Annotated in this window: 17 protein-coding genes; 2 read left to right on the top strand and 15 right to left on the bottom strand. The window is 51.1% G+C overall.

Annotation, left to right across the window (positions count from 1 at the left end; translation table 11 throughout):
• Nucleotides 1–133: 133 nt before the first annotated feature.
• Complete coding sequence (gene tehB, locus HV350_RS12405) at nucleotides 134–730, bottom strand: tellurite resistance methyltransferase TehB (protein ID WP_181630579.1); 597 nt, start codon at nucleotides 728–730, stop codon at nucleotides 134–136.
• Nucleotides 730–1,731: a dicarboxylate transporter/tellurite-resistance protein TehA gene (gene tehA, locus HV350_RS12400; protein WP_169330109.1), complete on the bottom strand. Its 1,002-nt coding sequence runs from the start codon at nucleotides 1,729–1,731 to the stop codon at nucleotides 730–732. Before tehA ends, tehB begins: the two co-directional genes overlap by 1 nt.
• 113 nt (nucleotides 1,732–1,844) lie before the next feature.
• On the opposite strand from tehA, the gene ydcK reads away from it, so the two are divergent.
• A complete protein-coding gene (ydcK, locus tag HV350_RS12395; protein WP_181630578.1) occupies nucleotides 1,845–2,825 on the top strand; it encodes a YdcK family protein in 981 nt (326 codons plus the stop codon).
• On the opposite strand, the gene rimL is transcribed toward ydcK, so the two are convergent.
• The 5 genes from rimL to HV350_RS12370 form a co-directional block, all read right to left on the bottom strand.
• Nucleotides 2,817–3,362, bottom strand: coding sequence for a 50S ribosomal protein L7/L12-serine acetyltransferase (rimL, locus tag HV350_RS12390; protein WP_016156595.1), 546 nt, complete (start codon nucleotides 3,360–3,362; stop codon nucleotides 2,817–2,819). The genes ydcK and rimL overlap by 9 nt on opposite strands.
• A 103-nt stretch (nucleotides 3,363–3,465) precedes the next feature.
• Nucleotides 3,466–3,690 (bottom strand): YdcH family protein, encoded by a 225-nt coding sequence (locus HV350_RS12385; protein ID WP_003833168.1) that lies wholly within the window; start codon nucleotides 3,688–3,690, stop codon nucleotides 3,466–3,468.
• A gap of 167 nt (nucleotides 3,691–3,857) precedes the next feature.
• On the bottom strand, nucleotides 3,858–5,513 hold the full coding sequence (locus tag HV350_RS12380) for a glucan biosynthesis protein (protein WP_049282406.1): 1,656 nt from the start codon (nucleotides 5,511–5,513) through the stop codon (nucleotides 3,858–3,860).
• A 193-nt stretch (nucleotides 5,514–5,706) separates the two neighbouring features.
• On the bottom strand, nucleotides 5,707–7,050 hold the full coding sequence (locus tag HV350_RS12375; protein WP_016156596.1) for a VOC family protein: 1,344 nt from the start codon (nucleotides 7,048–7,050) through the stop codon (nucleotides 5,707–5,709).
• A 120-nt stretch (nucleotides 7,051–7,170) separates the two neighbouring features.
• Nucleotides 7,171–8,073, bottom strand: a complete 903-nt coding sequence (locus HV350_RS12370; RefSeq protein WP_181630576.1) for a manganese-dependent inorganic pyrophosphatase — start codon at nucleotides 8,071–8,073, stop codon at nucleotides 7,171–7,173.
• 230 nt (nucleotides 8,074–8,303) lie between these two features.
• Between HV350_RS12370 and pcaQ the strand changes: the two genes are divergently transcribed.
• Nucleotides 8,304–9,227, top strand: coding sequence for a pca operon transcription factor PcaQ (gene pcaQ / locus HV350_RS12365; protein ID WP_003020288.1), 924 nt, complete (start codon nucleotides 8,304–8,306; stop codon nucleotides 9,225–9,227).
• A 45-nt stretch (nucleotides 9,228–9,272) separates the two neighbouring features.
• On the opposite strand, the gene HV350_RS12360 is transcribed toward pcaQ, so the two are convergent.
• From HV350_RS12360 to aldA, 8 genes are all read right to left on the bottom strand, one after another.
• The gene (locus HV350_RS12360) at nucleotides 9,273–10,961 is read right to left on the bottom strand and encodes a methyl-accepting chemotaxis protein (protein ID WP_181630574.1); all 1,689 of its coding nucleotides are present in this window, start codon (nucleotides 10,959–10,961) and stop codon (nucleotides 9,273–9,275) included.
• Between the two features lie 169 nt (nucleotides 10,962–11,130).
• Nucleotides 11,131–12,249: an S-(hydroxymethyl)glutathione dehydrogenase/class III alcohol dehydrogenase gene (locus HV350_RS12355; RefSeq protein WP_016153173.1), complete on the bottom strand. Its 1,119-nt coding sequence runs from the start codon at nucleotides 12,247–12,249 to the stop codon at nucleotides 11,131–11,133.
• Between the two features lie 32 nt (nucleotides 12,250–12,281).
• Nucleotides 12,282–12,557, bottom strand: coding sequence for a metal/formaldehyde-sensitive transcriptional repressor (locus HV350_RS12350; RefSeq protein WP_003833178.1), 276 nt, complete (start codon nucleotides 12,555–12,557; stop codon nucleotides 12,282–12,284).
• Between the two features lie 329 nt (nucleotides 12,558–12,886).
• Complete coding sequence (locus tag HV350_RS12345; RefSeq protein WP_181630573.1) at nucleotides 12,887–14,188, bottom strand: AppA family phytase/histidine-type acid phosphatase; 1,302 nt, start codon at nucleotides 14,186–14,188, stop codon at nucleotides 12,887–12,889.
• Nucleotides 14,189–14,466: 278 nt separating this feature from the next.
• Nucleotides 14,467–15,735 carry a Y-family DNA polymerase gene (locus tag HV350_RS12340; RefSeq protein ID WP_029139549.1) on the bottom strand — a complete coding sequence of 423 codons (1,269 nt, stop codon included), beginning with the start codon at nucleotides 15,733–15,735 and terminating at the stop codon, nucleotides 14,467–14,469.
• Between the two features lie 2 nt (nucleotides 15,736–15,737).
• Entirely contained in the window at nucleotides 15,738–16,157 is a 420-nt protein-coding gene (locus tag HV350_RS12335) for a translesion error-prone DNA polymerase V autoproteolytic subunit (RefSeq protein ID WP_016153176.1), read from the bottom strand.
• Nucleotides 16,158–16,328: 171 nt separating this feature from the next.
• On the bottom strand, nucleotides 16,329–16,859 hold the full coding sequence (gene cybB / locus HV350_RS12330) for a cytochrome b561 (RefSeq protein WP_019076843.1): 531 nt from the start codon (nucleotides 16,857–16,859) through the stop codon (nucleotides 16,329–16,331).
• A 149-nt stretch (nucleotides 16,860–17,008) separates the two neighbouring features.
• Nucleotides 17,009–18,448 carry an aldehyde dehydrogenase gene (gene aldA / locus HV350_RS12325; RefSeq protein WP_181630571.1) on the bottom strand — a complete coding sequence of 480 codons (1,440 nt, stop codon included), beginning with the start codon at nucleotides 18,446–18,448 and terminating at the stop codon, nucleotides 17,009–17,011.
• Nucleotides 18,449–18,563: the final 115 nt, after the last annotated feature.

Below are 18,563 nucleotides of genomic sequence, written 5' to 3'. Positions count from 1 at the left end.
CAATGATGCTTAAAAAGCATAGCAAAACCGTTTCATTTTGGATGTACTAAAAATGGTAAACACCGCACAATTTTCTCTCTACGCCCGGCACAAAAAATGCTGAGCGCAGAAAGAGTTAACCCAGGCGGGAGGTTCAGGCAGTTTTGCGTGCCAGCATTGTGGCAAAGCGCAGTTTAATTCGATTACCGTTTTCATCCGTACGATGAAGTTCACCCACGTCTTCGTTATATTTCAGCAGATCCCATCCGCTGTAATAATTGCGCAATTCTCCGGTTTTAAACGCGAACGGGAAACCCACGGTACACGGAAAATCATCGGTATCCATCGCCGCGACAATTAAGTTATATCCGCCCGGTTTAGTGCAACGCTGCATATTTTCAATAAGGCCAGGGATAGTTTTGGCTTCAAGGAACATCAGCACAACGGTAGAAAGAATAAAATCATATTCGCCATCAAAGCGTAATGCGTTGAGATCCGCGACGTTCGCGTGCAGATTGGTCAGCCCTTCCGCCGCTTTGATACGCTCAAGGTTAGCGATGCTCATGGGATTTTTATCCCATGCTGTCACCTCATAACCGTTTGCCGCGAGGTACAGGCTGTTACGACCGTTACCGCAGCCCAGGTCTAACGTTTTACCTGGCTTAACAATTTTTGCCGCTTCAACAACATCGGAATGCGTACGAGTTAAATCGTATTTCTCAGTAAAGTAGTTTTCGTCGCAAAGGGTCATTATTTATCCTCAGATTTCAGTAATGCAGCACGCTCCGTGCGGATGAGCAGTTTCCCCTGCATCAGCAATGCAAACGTACGTACCAGTAATAATGCAATGATAAAATTGGTAAAAATAAACAGTGGGATCGACAGCGTATGAAAAAATCCTGACTCGCTACCGTGGCCCAGATGCAGCCCTGTTGTTGCCAGAGCCGACACGCCAAACGAGAAACTCCAGAAAGACGCATTAAATGGCTGTGACAAATACCACGGCATGAGCCGTAGCATGAACAAAAGTTGCAGGAGACCATAGCCGAACAGCATTTTGGCTAACGTATCGCCCTCGCCGCCGTTGACGCTAAGCCAGGCGCTGCAGGCGACCAGCGCAGGCGCCAGTTGAATGCCAAGTGAAGTACGTAATACCGCAGGCAACTCGCCGCAGCTACGTAAACGTTGCAGAATCACCGGCTCCAGGCTGAGCCAGGAAAAAACCCCGGCGCCCAAAAACACCAATCCTGCGTCGTTGAAACCCAGTGCGCCACAGGCCATTGCACTGATAAAGTTATTGGCGACGGTCGGCAGATACAGACCCGGCGTGGTGGCTTCCTCTGGATGCGATCCACGCCACAACCCTGCCGTTTGCCAGGCGGCGTAGGCCAGCTGTATCACCACGCCAATGCTGAACAACCCAATCGCCAGCGCTCGATACCACGGGACAAAACCAATCGCGACCAGCATCGTTGTGGCCGGAAACAGACTGACAAAGCTGCTCATCACCGGGTGACGAATTTCCGCCAATACGCTATGCGGAAAACGCAGTAAACGGCTCAGAAAAGCCAGCGTCAGCAGCCCCCAAATGACCATTGCGAGGATCACTAAACCGTCGCCAATCAAGTGACTCACAGGCCACACCTGACTGGCATAACGCCACGCAAACCCCATCCCAATGATGCCCAGTACCATGCCAAAATAACCGGCCGGAAGATTGAGGACCCGCTCACTCTGTTTGTTCTTACTCATTTTGTTTATTTTTTAAAGTATATTTGAAATGCATTTTATGGAATTTCCGCTGATTTAGCCAGTGCGGAAAACTTTGCTACGTTTAACTAAGGTGCGCAACATGGAAATGAGCTATGACCAAATATCGTCTCAGCGATGAGTCTCGATCCTTTAGTTACCAGGATAATGGCAATAAAAAAAGCGTATTACTACGCCAAATCATTGCGCTCACTGATTTTAATGATGTCCAGGCCGGCACGCCCGGTGGCTGGATCGACAATGAAAGCGTGCTGTCACAAAGCGGTGATTGCTGGATTTACGATGAAAACGCGCTCGCATTTTCCGGCGCGACGATTACAGGAAACGCCCGCATTACACAGGCAAGCGTGGTCAGAGATGGCGCGCAAATTAGCGATGACGTGTGGATTGACCAGGCTGAAATCAGTCATAACGCGCAAATACGTGACAACGTCACCATTCAGGATTCTGTGGTTCGCGGCGAATGCCTTCTCTTTGGTGATACGCGCGTGGTGTGTGACTCTGAAATCATCGCCGCCAGGGGGCTAACCCGTGAAAGCGACCAGCTCCTGCAAATTTATGATCGGGCTTTTGTCAGCCACTCACGAGTGGTGCATCAGGCGCAGATCTATGGCGATGCGAAAATCAACTATGCCTTTATTGAACATCGGGCAGAAGTTTTTGATTTCGCACAGGTGGAAGGTAATGAAGAGAACAATGTCTGGATTTGCGATTGCGCCAAAGTCTATGGATATGCGCGCGTCATCGCCGGGAGTGAAGAAGATGCCATACCTACCCTACGCTACAGTTCGCAGGTGGCGGAGCACGCGGTAGTTGAAGGTAACTGCGTGCTGAAACACCACGTGCTGGTCGGCGGTCATGCGCAATTACGCGGTGGACCGCTCCAGTTAGACGACCACATCCTGATTGAAGGCCACGTCTGCGTGCTGGGCGAAGTGCTGATCGAGCATCACATTGAGATAGCCGGTCAGGCGCATATCCAGGCGTTTGATGGCGATACCATTCACCTACGCGGACCGAAAGTGATTAACGGTGAACAGCGCATTACGCGCACGCCTATCGCAGGTTTATTCTGAAGAGCCATCAATGATGCGGGCGTAGAGATTCACATCATAGTAATCACCATTAAGGAATTCCGCCTGTTGCATACATCCTTCCAGTTGGAAGCCATTACGTAGCGCCACCTGGTTACTCTCAACGTTTTCTACGCGACATTTAATCACGAAGCGGCGAATCTCCTGACGCTGCGCATAATGATGAATTAAGGCCTGTAGCGCCTGGGACATGATGCCTTTACCCTGATGCTCCTCATCCAGCCAGTAGCCGATATAAGCCGCTTTGTTCAGCGGTTCTATCTGGTTAAACGAGATAACCCCGACCACATTTTCTTGCGCAAAAATCAGGAACATTTTGGCGTAACCGCGCTGGTGCAACATCATATTGCCCTGCACATTCTTGCGGGTGTCCTCCTCAGAGGCAACAAACTGCGGCCAGTTCAGCGACTGCTGGAGCCAGCTTTTATTTTTAAGCACCAACTGATGCAAAGGCGTGACGTGTTGCTCTTCTACGGCACGCAGTTCCAGCGTGTCATTGATGGTAATCACTTCTGACATTTTCATTCCGTTATGATGGTTAAGCAGGCCACCCTGCTCAATCAAATAAAAACAGGAAGGGCTCCCTTTTGGAAGCCCTTTTACACAGCAAGTGCCGTTTTACTTAGCTCTCACTGACACTCTCTTTTTGCAATATTTTGAGCAGATCTTCCTTCAGGTGGAGTTTCTGTTTCTTAAGGCGAACAATGTCCAAACTATACCCCCGACCATCCGAACCTTCCAGTCTGGAGATCTCATGATCAAGGCTGTTGTGTTTTTCGAATAAGGACAGAAAGCGAGGGTTCTCGGATTTCAGTCGGGAAATAAGGTCTCTATATTCTGGAAACATACTTTCTCCCTGTTAGTGGAAAAGAACGTGTATAAGAAATACACACCTCCAGAGTACCCACTTGACTTACAGAAAAATGCGAACGGGATCGAGTAAATAGTGTACAGAATGGTTGTGAAGAGGATTACAGATACGGCTCCCCATTCGGAGAGCCGTAAAGGGAGTGATTAACGCATCTCGCGGTCGTCAACGTACTGACGTTTATCCGGCGCTGGCGGGAAGTACTGATACAGCCAGGTTTCACTGATGGCGTCGCCCTGACAACGCAGGAACATACGCATATCTACCGGATCGGTTGAGTCAGAGGTCGGATACCAGTCAAACTGAATGCGATAACCGTCGATAGGTTCCACGTAAAGGATCTCAATCTGTTTCGCTTCACCGCTGGAGAGCGTAATCACCGGTTCAATACCCTTCGGCGCTGCGGCTTTTAGATCGCCACCGACGAAATCAACAGCAAAACGTCGCGCCCATTTTTCCGGGTAGTGCTCGCCCGGCGCCCATCCTTCCGGGAAGCCGCCCATGCCTGTTCGGGTCGCCATCACGCGAGCCAGCGGTGAACGCACCGGCGGCTGAGCACTCCAGTACAGGCGATATTTGAATTCCAGATCATCGCCCGCTTTGATCGACCTTTCAGGCTGCCAGAAGCAGACGACGTTATCCAGCGTTTCGCCGGTCGTCGGGATCTCCATCAGGCCGATAGTCCCCTTGCCCCACTGGTTACGCGGTTCGACCCACAGGCTCGGACGCTTGTTGTACCAGCCCATGATATCCTGGTAATGGGAGAAGTCGCGATCGAGCTGCAGCAAGCCAAACCCTTTCGGGTTGTTATCGGTATAGGCGTTGAACTGCAGTTTTTGCGGGTTATTCAGCGGGCGGCAGATCCACTCGCCATTGCCCCGCCACATCGCCAGACGGTCGGAATCATGAATTTGCGGGTGAATGGTGTCACACATCCGACGTTCGTTGTTGCCGCAGCTAAACATGCTGGTCATCGGTGCAATACCGAGCTGCTTGATGTCTTTGCGCGCATAGATGTGGTTTTGTACATCCATGATCACCTGCGTTTTCTCGCAGTGGATCACGAACTTAAATGCACCGGTTACGCTGGGGCTGTCGAGAAGCGCATACACGGTAAAGGAGGTTGCGCCCGGTTTGACCGTTTCGAACCAGAAAGAGGTGAAATCAGGAAACTCTTCTTTGCTGTCGGTGTAGGTATCTACCGCCAGACCGCGGGCCGATAAACCGTACTGATAGGTGTCATCCACGGCGCGGAAATAGCTGGCGCCCAGGAAAGAAACGATATCGCGACGGGCTAATTCTGGCGCTTTAAACACGCGGAACCCGGCGAACCCGAGGTCAGTCTGCCCTTCCAGCTGTTTGGTATCCACACCCGCATCATTGTATTTAAACAGTTCCGGACGGAAGTGGATTTCGCGCGCCATATGCGTGCTGCCATCAACCGAGAACATGCGTACGCGGCGACGGAAGCCCATTCCCACATGGAAGAACTGCGCATCAAGCTGACGATTTTCAACATTGTTCCACAGAGACTGCTCTGGGTCGTATTGAATGCTGTTGTAGGCCTGCGGCGTCAGTTTGGCCAGCGTGTCAGGTAACGCGCGCGGTGCGCCGCCCCAGGGCTTCTGTGCTAAGTCATGGGCCATCGATTGCAGAACGGAAAAATCAAAACGTACGGTTTTTCCGTCTGCAATGTCAGACTCTGCCGCAAAGGCGGCGCTGGAAAAGAGTGATGCAATACCACTGGTTCCGCACACGGCGGCCATTGCCATTGAACCTTTAATAAATCGTCTGCGATTCATGCCTGAAAGTGAGTCCTTCTGGTCGTGTAAATGGTCCCGCGCCGGCCATAATCAGCGGCAAGAGAGTGCACATTTCTGACCGCTCACTCTAGACAAAATTCATTAATAATCCAATTGTTGGTCGCCGATTATCTGTACAAAATCGAAAATATTTTATGTCGATGGGAACAGACCGAATCCCATGTAAATTCAATTAAAGTAAACCACACCGCCGTTTACTGCGATCTTGCGCCTCCTGATACAACGCAAACTCATCATAAACCGCACAACCCAGCGCCTGTTCAAACGCGTCGCGACTGGAATTACCGTGGCTACGGGCCTGAGTTTCATTCCCCAGATTAGACTGGAAAATCCCCGCGGCGCTCACCGGTAAAAAATCTTCGTAGGTAATGGGTTGAGCAACCAGCCAGCCCCGCTCAATGAGCGGTTGCGGGTCGTCATCCGGGCGAATCGCCTGTCGATGCGCCTCGCCCGACGGCGTCAGCCGGTAGCGGAACCAGGCAAGCCCCTGCTGGCGCAGCAGAAATTCGCTGTCCGGGAATGCTTTGAACACCTCCTGCAAATGCAGCTGATGCGTCAGGTTGTCTTTTCCCGTTCCCGCTTTATTCAGCAATTCGTCGTACAATGCTCTGCCTTTCGGCGTCAGGGCCACGCCGCGCTGTTCGATTTCACCAAAACGCGCCGTGTGAGTGCCACGCATTTCACCGGCAAATAACACCGGCTCTTCCAGCGCTTTAAAACTGGTCTGGCGCAATAAAATGGGCACCTCGCGGCGCGGCGGCCCTTCAATCAGTATTTTGGGTTCAATGCCGCACTCCGGCATCATCGACTGAACCCGGTCGATATCCAGCGTACGCGGCGTCAGATGGTTGATATGACACCCAGGGAAACACACCACATCAGCAATCAGCCGGTGCTCATTGTGCAATGCGTGATAGGTCGCCTCATCGACCGTGGCATGCTGATGCCAGCGGAAAGTTTCCAGCGCTTCTTGCACAAACTCCTGCGCCTGCTCAGGCGTAAAACTGCCCTGCACATCAAACTCATCCAGCAGTTCGTGACAACGACGGGTGAAAATATCGCGTTTCGCGAGGATCTCCGCGGCTTTTTGCCGTAGCGCGGCGTTTTCGATTAATTCGAGCCGCAATAACGAAGTGAATACCCGAAACGGGTTGCGCGAAAGCGACGCATCGTCAATGGGACGAAACGCGGTGGAATGCACGGGAACACCGGCCTGGGAGAGATCGTAATAACTCACCGGATACATGCCCATAATGGCAAACATCCGGCGTAGCGTAGAAAGCTCCTGCGCAGTGCCCACCCGAATGGCGCCGTGGCGCTCAACGTTTAGCCGGGCCAGCTCATCTGCATTCGCCAGTTTTTCATGCAGCGTAGGATTATTTTCCAGTACCGCCAGATTCACATCAGCGACAAGTTCCAGCAACGTGCCATATTGCGGGACTTCCTGCTGGTACATTGCTGACATTGCCTGCGAAAATTGTTCCCGAATCTCATCTGCCGTGATGGTGTTCGCCATAATGTCATGCCTCCAGTGAATATTACCTGGAGTGTAGAAAACGCCGCTGACTCCGGTGGGAAGAATTTACAAAGTGTGACCCCGCGTAAATTTCCCACCCCTACAGACGGTGAACAGAACCTACTGGCGTGGTTTTAAATGACTTTCCAGCCAGGGCAACATCTGTTTTTTACGGCTGAGCATCCCCTCCACCTTACAGGGTTGCGGGATGTCTGACAGCTCTGGGCCGGAAAACCACAGGCTGGTGTCGCCCAGATTGATATCGGTGAGCATCAGTACAACCAGCGCGGCATTCTTTTCCTCTGCATAGCGCGCCATTTCCAGACGGAGATCGTCCAGCACCGCATCCACCTGTTGCAGCGCATACAGTTCAAGCTGCGCCACACAGACCGAATGTCCATGAATGGTAAAGGTTTTAATGTCTTTCTGCAGAAGCTCGCGAGCGCTCATGCCTTCCACGCTTGTTTTAGCAGACAGCAGGTCGCGACTAAACGCCTCGAGATCCACACCGGTTTTTTGGGCCAGGGCCTCTACCGCCAGGCGATCGTCAGAGGTGGTCGTTGGTGAGCGAAGCGTGACAGTGTCACTCAATGCGGCACCCAGCAATAAAACGGCCTCAGCGGCAGACAACTGGCTGCGCTCCTCTTCCGACATCAGTTGCCATAACAGCGTCGCGCTACTGCCGACTGGCTTCACCCACACTTCAGGTGGCAGACGAGTGACTAATCCACCGAGTCGGTGATGATCGATAATTCCCACGACGTTACTTTCTGCCAGCGATGCCGGCCCCTGGGCAGGCTCGGTGAAATCGACCAGCCACACATCACGATCGGTCAGTTCAAACGTTAGCCGTTCAGGCATCGTCAGCCCCGCATGCTCAAAGATAAATTGCGTTTCGCGGTTAGGTTCGCCCAGACGCCATGCCGTCGCCTGCTGGCCACGTAAAGTAAGCCAACGCGCCGTCATGGCGGCGGTACAAATGGCATCGCTATCGGGGTTAAGGTGCCCTATTACATCTATCATTAATCAGTACCTTGTGAAGATAATGGTTCAAAAGCAAACAATAACGAAAGTATATCGACTGGACGCATTCTCTTCCATGATCCCACCACCCGGCAGCGCTGTACAAAACATAAGCAAAATAAATCAGTTGTAAGTAAAATAGGATAAATGTTAATAATATTTTGCTATCAAGTTATCAAAATCGAACAACTTCACTTGTCACCGATACGACTCTGTTTTTAACATCGCTTATGGAAAAAAATGTTCTGTTCAATCAGCGCATTCGCTTGCGCCACCTTCATACTTTTGTCGCCGTTGCACAGCAGGGAACGTTGGGCCGCGCGGCTGAGACCCTTAACCTGAGCCAACCAGCCCTCTCCAAAACGCTGAATGAACTGGAGCAACTGACCGGTACCCGGCTCTTTGAGCGTGGCCGTCTTGGCGCACAATTAACGCTGCCCGGAGAACAGTTTCTTACCCACGCAGTCAGAGTGCTGGATGCGCTCAACACCGCCGGACAAGCCTTAAACCAGCGCGAAGAGTCACAGACGGATGTTGTACGGATTGGCGCCTTACCCACCGCGGCCCTGGGCATTCTGCCGGCGGTCATTGGCCCGTTCCATAAGCAGCAAATGGAGACCACGCTGCAGGTTGCCACCATGAGCAATCCCATGATCCTGGCGGGTTTAAAGTCAGGGGAAATTGATCTCGGCATTGGCCGTATGGCCGATCCGGAATTGATGGTTGGTCTGAACTACGAGCTGTTATTTCTGGAATCGCTCAAACTGGTCGTGCGCCCTAACCACCCGTTGTTGCAGGAAACCATCACGCTGAGTCGGGTGATGGAGTGGCCGGTGGTGGTTTCACCAAAAGGAACCGCCCCTCGCCAGCACGCAGAGGCGTTGTTGCAAAGTCAGGGCTGCAAAATGCCGCCGGGCTGTATTGAAACACTGTCAGCATCGCTCTCCCGCCAACTGACGGTCGATTACGACTATGTGTGGTTTGTCCCTTCAGGCGCGGTTAGAGAAGATTTACGCCAGGCGACGCTGGTGTCGTTGCCGATACCCACCCACGGTGCGGGTGAACCCATCGGCATTCTTACCCGTGTCGATGTGCAACTCTCTCAGGCCGCGCAGATCCTGATCGCCGCAATACGCAAAACCGTGCCGTTTTGATGCCAAAAATTAAGGGACCATCAGGTCCCTTAATTGATTTTATTGTTAAAACGTTTCCCAGTTATCGCCACTGGCAGTTGCCGCCTGCGGGCGTGAATGGTCAGGCTTTGTCGTCACAGGCGCGCGTTTAATAGCACTTGTCCCTGTTAAACGGAATGTGCCAACAGCTTCCGTTAAGCGCGCCGCCTGCTCTTCCAGCGATGCCGCTGCGGCAGAGGCTTCTTCAACCAGCGAGGCATTTTGCTGCGTTACCTTATCCATTTCTGAAATTGCCTGGCTCACCTGGACGATACCCCGGCTCTGCTCATCAGAGGCCGCCGCAATTTCCAGCATAATGTCGGTGACGCGTTTTACCGCATCGACAATATCCGTCATCGTATTGCCCGCAGCGACCACTTCTCCGGAGCCCTGGTCAATCAGTCGGACTGATTCGCTGATCAATCCTTCAATCTCTTTTGCCGCCTGAGCGCTGCGGCTTGCCAGCGTGCGCACCTCACTAGCAACCACGGCAAACCCACGGCCCTGCTCTCCTGCCCGCGCCGCTTCAACCGCTGCGTTCAGCGCCAGAATATTGGTCTGGAAAGCAATGCTGTTAATAACGGCTGTGATTTCGGAGATTTTCTTCGAACTCGTTGAGATATTGCCCATAGTTTTGACCACGCCAGAAACCATCTGACCGCCCCGACTGGCCTTACCGGAGGCATCTTCTGCCAGCTTGCTCGCATGATGCGCGTTGTCGGCGTTTTGCTTCACCGTCGCCGTCAACTCTTCCATGCTGGCCGCCGTTTGTTCAATCGCCGCAGCCTGTTGTTCGGTACGTGAAGACAGATCGGTGTTCCCCGCCGAAATCTCACTGGTACCGCGATAAATCTCTTCCGCGCCCTGACGCACCGTGCCTACCGTTTTCCCCAGCGAACGTTGCATTGTTTGCAAATGGCGGCTCAGGCGACCAATTTCGCTGCGCCCGGTCGGTTCCTCCGGCATGGTGAGATCCCCCGCTGAAATTTGCTCAATACGCTGGGCGGCACGCAACAGAGGGTGAATGACAGTACGGCGCAGAACAATGAACGTCATCACGGTCAGCGCCAGCGCAAGAACGAATGCGCCCAGCATAAAAGCCATACCAAGCTGTGTACGCTGATGCGCCTGTTCGCTTAACTGATGCGCCCTGGTGGTACGAATGTCGATCACCTTTAACAGCACCTTGTTGTAAGCAGAGTCCAGCGGTCTGGCCTGTTCATTTTCATGGTTGATGATCGCCTCAAACATGCCGTTTTTAGCGTACTTCAGCATCGGCTGTAAGCCGTCGGTATAGGCTTTGAAGCTGGCGCTCAGTTCAGCGTCTAACGCTTCATCGGCAGACGTTTTTACCGCGCGTGACATATAAGCATTGAAACCGTCCTGCGATTGCTTAATCCGTTTTTCTGCCTCGGCGATATTGGCCTTCATGTCATCCATTTCGGCAATACGGCTCGCCGCGCCGGCGTGGATCATGTTGATACGCGCGGTACGCAAGTGGTTAGAGCTGTTAGATAACCCCATCCTGACCTGAATCTCATCGGTCACGTCGCGCTGATCGCGATCGGCCTGCATAAGAAAATAGCTTGCCAGCCCGGAACTTAAGGCGAACAGCAGAAGGATGCCACCGAGAATGGAGGAAAACAGCGGAACCAGCCGGATTTGATGCAGAAAGCCCAGTTTATGCTGGGCTTGCATCGATGTAGTGTTGTCCATGACCGTCGACTCTCTTGTAGGGTTTATGCGTGAAAACACGCCCGTTAGATAGTCATCGGCAATCCGGGAAGTTTACTTACCGTGAAAAGCGCCAGATTCGTCACACTTTCACAACATAATTCTAAAAAATTCAGGAAAGTGCCAGCGGTGAAATCCGCTGGCCAATGAATCAGTTATCGCCAAAGTGGATAACGGTACGGATGGATTTACCCTGATGCATTAAATCGAACGCGTCGTTAATCTGCTCCAGCGGTAAACGGTGGGTAATAAACGGATCCAACTGAATTTTCCCGCTCATCGCATCTTCAACCATACCAGGAAGCTGAGTACGACCCTTCACGCCGCCAAATGCGGAACCGCGCCAGACACGCCCGGTAACCAACTGGAACGGACGCGTTTTGATCTCTTGTCCGGCTCCTGCCACGCCAATAATGATGCTTTCGCCCCACCCTTTATGGCAGCATTCCAGCGCAGCGCGCATCACGTTAACGTTACCGATACATTCGAAACTAAAGTCCACGCCGCCATCGGTAAGCTCGACAATCACATCCTGAATCGGTTTGTCGTAATCCTTCGGATTGATGAAATCGGTCGCGCCCATTTCACCTGCCAGCGTAAATTTTTCCGGATTGGTATCAACGGCCAGAATACGCCCGGCTTTCGCCTGCGCCGCGCCCTGAATCACCGCCAGGCCAATGCCGCCCAGACCAAATACGGCGACGGTATCACCTTCTTTCACTTTTGCGGTGTTATGGACCGCTCCGATACCGGTGGTCACGCCACACCCCAGCAGACACACTTTGTCCAGCGGAGCCTGCGGGTTAACCTTCGCCAGAGAGATCTCCGCGCAAACGGTGTATTCGCTGAAGGTGCTTGTGCCCATATAGTGATAAATCGGCTCGCCGTTATACGAGAAACGGGTTGTGCCATCCGGCATCAGACCTTTGCCCTGGGTCGCACGTACGGCCTGACACAGGTTAGTTTTACCCGATTTACAGAACTTACACTCGCCACATTCTGCGGTGTATAGCGGGATCACATGATCGCCCGGTTTCAGGCTGGTAACGCCTTCACCCACTTCAACCACAATGCCGCCACCTTCATGGCCGAGCACCGCCGGGAAAACCCCTTCCGGATCGTCGCCTGAGAGCGTAAAAGCATCAGTATGGCACACGCCGGTGTGGGTAATTTTAACCAGCACTTCACCTTTCTTTGGCGGTGCGACATCGATTTCGACAATTTTTAACGGTTGGCCGGGGCCGAATGCAACTGCTGCACGTGATTTCATTTGTCTCTTCCCATTATAGCGAGGTGATGGTGTTATTTTAGATAAGCACGCAGAAGATGGCCGATTTCAGCCATGCGCACGGCACGCTGGTCTGGGGTTGTTTCCCCGCTGACCAGTTCGTCTTTCAGGTGGATCTCAACCATTTCGCCCATCAGGCCATTGGATGCGCCGCGCACGGCGGCAATTTGTTGCAGGATAGCCAAACACGGCTCGCCGGACTCCAGCGCGCGCTCAAGCGCATCAACCTGACCGCGAATACGGCGTACACGGGTGAGAATGCGTTTTTTATCTTCGGGTGAATGCGGCATACGCCCTCCAAATACTATAGGGGGGTATACTATCAGTCTTTTTAACTAATTGTAAAATAAATAACTTGTTATTATTTAATACGTTGCACAAACAGCACATTTAGACATATCACCGTTTTAAGCGGTTTTAGAGCCGCAACACCGAGCGCTTTTCGATGTATTCTGCATCGCTGAACAGTCCGGATTTTTTCTGGAGCAGCGTAACTGGATTGTCACTCGCAAAGAACAGTCAGTTGAAGACTCATGTAATTATGAACAATACGAATACCCCCGACTACAAACCGGGGGCTTCTATTTTTTAATACGCTATATATATAATAATTAGTTACTTATTCCGTAACTGCACACTCTGGCACGCGAATTTCCTTAATGAGCCTGGAAAAACTTTTTAACGAACACATTCCCTGACTATTTTTCTCTTCACATGCAATTAATTTTAAATCAACTTTGCCGGCAGGTTTTTCTAACGACAACGGTTGTATATCCCTCATATCTCTCAGCGTCTGATAAACAAATAAAACCTGAACCCAATCCGTATTATCACTGGTTCTTTTCCACTTTTCGAATACAAGCTCCCCACCAGGAGGGGTATTATCGGGTTGACCGGGCAGCGACCAGTTAAGATCTAAAGCCCCGCTTAAATTTGCAAGATTGGTATCATGACCAGCAATAAACAACAGAGATACGGGTAATTTTATGCCATACCTGTTTTCTGTTGTACCATTTGTCAATAATGCAGTGTCTATCATATCGAGTAATGGTGTGGCTCTACTACGGGCAACTTCTGGAGTTCTTTGCAAAAGATCAAACTGAGCGTTATGCAGACTTAACAAATCTCTCCATTCTTTTTCCCCCGTAATACGCCCCCAGGCTACCTGTGGCATTCCCTGGGCCTCTTGCAACAGAAATATCTCAGTCAGCGTGGAAGAAAGACTCCAGGCACCAGGTAATGATACATTGTCAGGAGTTACCTTAAGTTCAGACGGTAAAGCCTCTGGTAATGTGCATTTCGTAGACTTCTCTGTAGTCTTACATGTCTCCGATTGTGAGAAATTTAAAACATTTTCCAGGGTCCGAAATGAAGATTGATAGCGTTGGGTATACAGTTCAATATTTCCTCCGGCCCGTTCCAGAATAGCGTTTTTAACCTTCAATGTGTTAAACGAACACTTCCCCATTTTTACCGGATTAAAAAGAGGATCAGTTTTTTCTTCATCCTTCTGATAATGCACTTGAATTTGACATTTTGGTGCTAACCCAGCCAGAAACGCCTCACCCGTTTTACGGGTGCGTTGATCCGTGTCTGCAATAACAGCAACCTGCCCTGGAGATGGGCACGTTTGATTATTCAACAGACCTTTGCTCGTGAACCATAAACGTTGATACTGACCTAATTCAGAAACAAGTTCTCCCCCACGAGGCGTTAGCCATCCTAACGGCACATCCCATTGTGGCCATTGATCGGGTGTGACATCTTTCATTATTGGAGTGAACTTCGTAGGTGCTCTTACTCCATGACGACTCACTATCACAACCCGCTCAAGTTTCATACCGTTCTGCTCTTCAGCATGTATTGAGAAAGAACCGCATAAGAGAGAAAAAAATAATAAACGAATGATGAATGTACTCATTACCAGCACCACCTTTTCGTAAGTGAAAAACAAACAACTCGTATAAGCCAGTTCGATAACTGGTTCTATCAGATAGAAATAATCCTACTCCTGAGTTCACAACAATCCAACTTTTTGAATATCAACTTTGTATCTTATCGAAGTATTAAAGGAGCGCTAATTTAGCCGCGCTGGAAAGGTATCCAAGGTTATGGAATCGTTGGCAATTTACAACGTCCTGTCATTGAAAGGATAATTGATCCGGTATAAATAAGGTGGGCGGAAGCCTTGTTTGGCTATCAATTTACCCGCAGCAAATCACTGTATCTCGTTGTATAACGTGGTGAAAGCATATCTCGCTTCATCGCCCACGGCTGCTGTATCCCTTGCCCGGCAAAGTAGAGCGTTCCTTTCCCCTTTTCAGCATTAAGAGTATCCAGTAGGTCCATCAATTTATCGCTATTACGCCGCGGGGCGTTATTATCAAAAAGATTCAGCTGTGCAACGCCAGAGCTAAAAAAATCCCCCAGCATAACGCCCGCTTTTTGATAACGTAGCCCCTCTCGCCAAACGGCGTCCAGGCTGCGCGTGGCTGCTGTAATAATGTCCCGGCTATCCTGAGTTGGCGTCAGCAGTTTTATCGATGCGCTGTTACCGTAATAAGGTTCATTCAGGGCAAACGGACTGGTTTTGATAAACGTAGAGATAAACCGGCAGTACTGGTGTTCTCTGCGCAGCTTTTCCGCAGCACGTGAAGCATAGGTGCAAATGGCCTCTCTCATGGCGTTGTAATCCGTGAGTTTTTCACCAAACGATCTTGAGCAGATAATTTCCTGCTTATCCGGCGCAAACTCTTCCAGCGCCAGACAAGGCTCACCGCGCAATTCCCGGACGGTTCGCTCAAGCACGACGCTGAAATGTTTACGAATGAAGCGAATATCGGTATCCGCCAGGTCGAGAACCGTTTTAATGCCCATGACGTCCAGTTTCTTGCCGATACGGCGTCCGATGCCCCAGACTTCATCAACCGGGAGTGCTGCCATCAGCTTACGCTGGCGTTCAATATTTGAGAGATCCACGACTCCGCCCGTCTGTTCCTGCCACTTTTTGGCCGCATGGTTTGCCAGTTTGGCCAGGGTTTTGGTCTGAGCGATACCGACCCCAACCGTGAGACGTGTTTTCTGCAAAATGGTTGCTCTGATTTCCTGACCAAAATCCGTAAGATCCCTGCAGTTTCGCACGCCCGTTAAATCACAAAAGGCTTCATCAATACTGTATATCTCCACGCGTGGCGATAGCTCCTCCAGAATCGACATCACCCTGCTGCTCATATCCGCATACAGTTCGTAGTTCGAACTAAAACAGAACACGCCATAGCGCCTGAACAGATCTTTCTGTTTGAAGTACGGAGCGCCCATATTAACGCCAAGCGCCTTTGCCTCTACGCTGCTGGCAATAACGCAGCCATCGTTGTTTGAAAGAACGACAACGGGCTTCCCTTTCAGATCAGGCCGGAATGCCGACTCACAGCTGGCATAAAACGCGTTAACATCCACCAGTGCAAACATCATCAGCCCGCTGCTTTAATGATAAATGTCACCACGCCAAATATATCCAGCGTGTCCTCGCTGCTAATCATGATCGGCGCGTAGGCGCTGTTCTCTGGCTTCAGCATCACAACCGGATGTAATTGCAGGCGTTTAACGGTGAATTCGCCCTCAACGGCGGCAATAACGATGTCTCCATGGGCAGGTTTTCTGGCGCTGTCGACAATCAGTAAATCACCCTCGCCGATCCCTGCTCCCCTCATAGAGTCGCCAGATGATTTAACAAAATAGGTTGCGCTGGGATGCCGTACCAGCAGGTCATTGAGGTCGATACGTTTCTCAACGTAGTCCTGTGCAGGAGATGGAAAACCGCAGGGCACAAGATCGCTAAATAACGGAAAGTGTTTAATTTCGCGGCGTTCCGCAGGCTGGAAAAACAACATAATAATCTGCCTCTCATTTACTGTATTTATATACAGTAGTTTTAATAAGAGCAGCAATCAAGTAGCGAGTGTGATGAACTGGACGTTGTTTAACCATCTTGCCGGTAAGTTTTTATGATGTCTGGAAAAATAATCGGCTAAAAAAATACCCCGCATTTGCGGGGCATTACATCAGGAGCGTTTTCGCGGCATCATGCGCAGCAGCGTATTGTCCTTCCAGAAATAGTGGTGCATCAGGGCCGCAGCGGCATGCAGAGCAATAACAAAATAGCCCAGATTTGCCAGCGTCACGTGCCAGGACTTCAGCATATCCACTACATCAAAATTGGCCTCTGCCGCATGCGGCATAACAATGCCGAATGCAATCCACGGGTTACCCCGGTTATACATCATCACCAGTCCAATAATCGGCAGAACAATAAACAGCAGATAGATAACCAGATGCCCCAGATGCGCCATTCCGGTCATCATCGGCTTCGGTTTTGGCACAATCGGCGGTGCCGGATATTTTAGCCTGACCAGCAGACGCGCCACCATCAGCGTTAAAATAGTGATGCCACAGGATACGTGCACCATGTTAAATAAGGGACGATAGCTGCGCGGGAAAAATCCGCGAAACTCCATAGCGCTGTAGGCCACAATGACCAACAAAAAGACCAGCCAGTGAATGCCAATTTGCAGGCCAGAATACTTATTCCCCATAACACTTCCTGAATAAAAACAATAATGCGTCACCATAACGGGCTTTTGTTAAAAATTCATTAACTTTTGCTCACCCGGCTTATTCTTATGGATCGCCAGCAAAGTGTGAGAATTGCGCCGGGTGGCGTACAGGCTCACCCGGCGAAAACTTAGGACTGCAGATACACCACCTGCGTTTGCAGATATTCGTTCAGACCGTGTTTACCGTCAGCCCCGCCAATCCCGGACTTGCGCCAGCCAGCATGAAAGCCCTGCATCGCCTCGAAGTTTTCACGATTAATATAGGTTTCGCCAAACTTCAGCCCTTTAATCGCTTTCATCGCCGTATTCAGATTCTGCGTATAGATCGATGAGGTCAGACCGTAATCGCTGTCATTGGCCATCGTCAGCGCCTGTTCCAGCGTATCAAACGCTACCACCGGCAGCACCGGACCAAACGTCTCCTCGTGCATAATCGCCATCTCCTGGCGCACGTCTAACAGTAACGTCGGTGGATAGTAATACCCTTTGCCGGAAACGGCCTTACCGCCCAGCACCACTCTGGCGCCTTCCTGCACCGCTCGTGCAACTTTCTGCTCTACACGATCCAGCGCAGCGGCGTTAATCAGCGGCCCCATTGCAATATCATTGCGCTCAGCCGGATTGCCAAACTGCACGGCTTTCATCGCCTCACCCAGACGATTGACGAATTGGTCATAAATACCTTTCTGAACGTACACGCGCTCGGCACAGTTGCATACCTGTCCGGTGTTGATCACCCGCGAGTCAACAATTGCCTTTACGGCCAGTTCAAGATCGGCATCATCCATCACGATAGCCGGGGCCTTGCCGCCCAACTCCAGGCAAACTTTGGTGATATTTTTAGCCGCCGCAGCCATAATTTTCTCACCCGCCCCGACGCTACCGGTCATGCTCACCATGGCCACCTTCGGGTTTGCGGCCAGCGCCTGACCGACCGTTTCACCACGTCCCAGTACCAGATTAAATACGCCGCGCGGCAAGCCAATATCATCAACAATTTTGGCAAAGGCGATGGCGTTATTCGGTGTAAATTCACTCGGCTTAATGACAATGGTATTACCCGTCAACAGTGCGGGAGCCAGTTTGCGGGCAATCAGGAAAAATGGAAAGTTCCACGGCAGAATGCCTGTAGTCACGCCCAAAGCGCGCTTAAACAGCAGAATATTCTCGCCCGGACGATCGCTTTGCAGGATCTCGCCTTCATAGCGACGCGCCCACTCCGCCATGTAATCGATATAGTCGGCGGTAAACGAGACTTCGACCTCAGCCAGTTGCTGTATTTTTCCACCCTCCGCCACAATCAGCGCGCTGATTTCACTGGCTCGCTGACGGATACCCGCAGAAATTTTGCGTAACCAGTTCGCCCGTTCAATGGCGGGCAGCGCTTCCCATTGCGGCTGAGCGCGCTGTGCGGCATCGATCGCTTTACACGCATCCTCGGCACGTCCATCGGGAATACGCGAGATCACCTCTTCCGTGGCAGGATTGACGACATCAATCCAGGCATCATCGTGCCAGGTCACAAACTGCCCATCGATATACATAGGATGTTGTACGGGTACTGACATGCGGCTCTCCTGTGATTGATTTGTTTTTAACAAGTAAAACTATTGTTAATTAATATCAATCATGCAGGTCGTATTATGGCTGGAGTGGCTGTTCTGTGAGCGGCTTCATAAAAGC

The organism is Citrobacter sp. RHBSTW-01013 (genome assembly GCF_013781985.1).
GTDB lineage: Bacteria > Pseudomonadota > Gammaproteobacteria > Enterobacterales > Enterobacteriaceae > Citrobacter > Citrobacter braakii.
This window is presented reverse-complemented; position numbering and strand designations above follow the sequence as displayed.

Coding starts and splice junctions, on each gene's coding strand:
- ydcK (WP_181630578.1), top strand. CDS start 1,845: ATGACCAAATATCGTCTCAGCGATGAGTCTCGATCCTTTAGTTACCAG.
- HV350_RS12380 (WP_049282406.1), bottom strand. CDS start 5,513: ATGAATCGCAGACGATTTATTAAAGGTTCAATGGCAATGGCCGCCGTG.
- HV350_RS12375 (WP_016156596.1), bottom strand. CDS start 7,050: ATGGCGAACACCATCACGGCAGATGAGATTCGGGAACAATTTTCGCAG.
- HV350_RS12350 (WP_003833178.1), bottom strand. CDS start 12,557: ATGCCGCATTCACCCGAAGATAAAAAACGCATTCTCACCCGTGTACGC.
- cybB (WP_019076843.1), bottom strand. CDS start 16,859: ATGGGGAATAAGTATTCTGGCCTGCAAATTGGCATTCACTGGCTGGTC.
- HV350_RS12360 (WP_181630574.1), bottom strand. CDS start 10,961: ATGGACAACACTACATCGATGCAAGCCCAGCATAAACTGGGCTTTCTG.
- rimL (WP_016156595.1), bottom strand. CDS start 3,362: ATGTCAGAAGTGATTACCATCAATGACACGCTGGAACTGCGTGCCGTA.
- tehA (WP_169330109.1), bottom strand. CDS start 1,731: ATGAGTAAGAACAAACAGAGTGAGCGGGTCCTCAATCTTCCGGCCGGT.
- HV350_RS12385 (WP_003833168.1), bottom strand. CDS start 3,690: ATGTTTCCAGAATATAGAGACCTTATTTCCCGACTGAAATCCGAGAAC.
- HV350_RS12335 (WP_016153176.1), bottom strand. CDS start 16,157: ATGTTGTTTTTCCAGCCTGCGGAACGCCGCGAAATTAAACACTTTCCG.
- HV350_RS12370 (WP_181630576.1), bottom strand. CDS start 8,073: ATGATAGATGTAATAGGGCACCTTAACCCCGATAGCGATGCCATTTGT.
- tehB (WP_181630579.1), bottom strand. CDS start 730: ATGACCCTTTGCGACGAAAACTACTTTACTGAGAAATACGATTTAACT.
- aldA (WP_181630571.1), bottom strand. CDS start 18,448: ATGTCAGTACCCGTACAACATCCTATGTATATCGATGGGCAGTTTGTG.
- HV350_RS12345 (WP_181630573.1), bottom strand. CDS start 14,188: ATGAGTACATTCATCATTCGTTTATTATTTTTTTCTCTCTTATGCGGT.
- pcaQ (WP_003020288.1), top strand. CDS start 8,304: ATGGAAAAAAATGTTCTGTTCAATCAGCGCATTCGCTTGCGCCACCTT.
- HV350_RS12355 (WP_016153173.1), bottom strand. CDS start 12,249: ATGAAATCACGTGCAGCAGTTGCATTCGGCCCCGGCCAACCGTTAAAA.
- HV350_RS12340 (WP_029139549.1), bottom strand. CDS start 15,735: ATGTTTGCACTGGTGGATGTTAACGCGTTTTATGCCAGCTGTGAGTCG.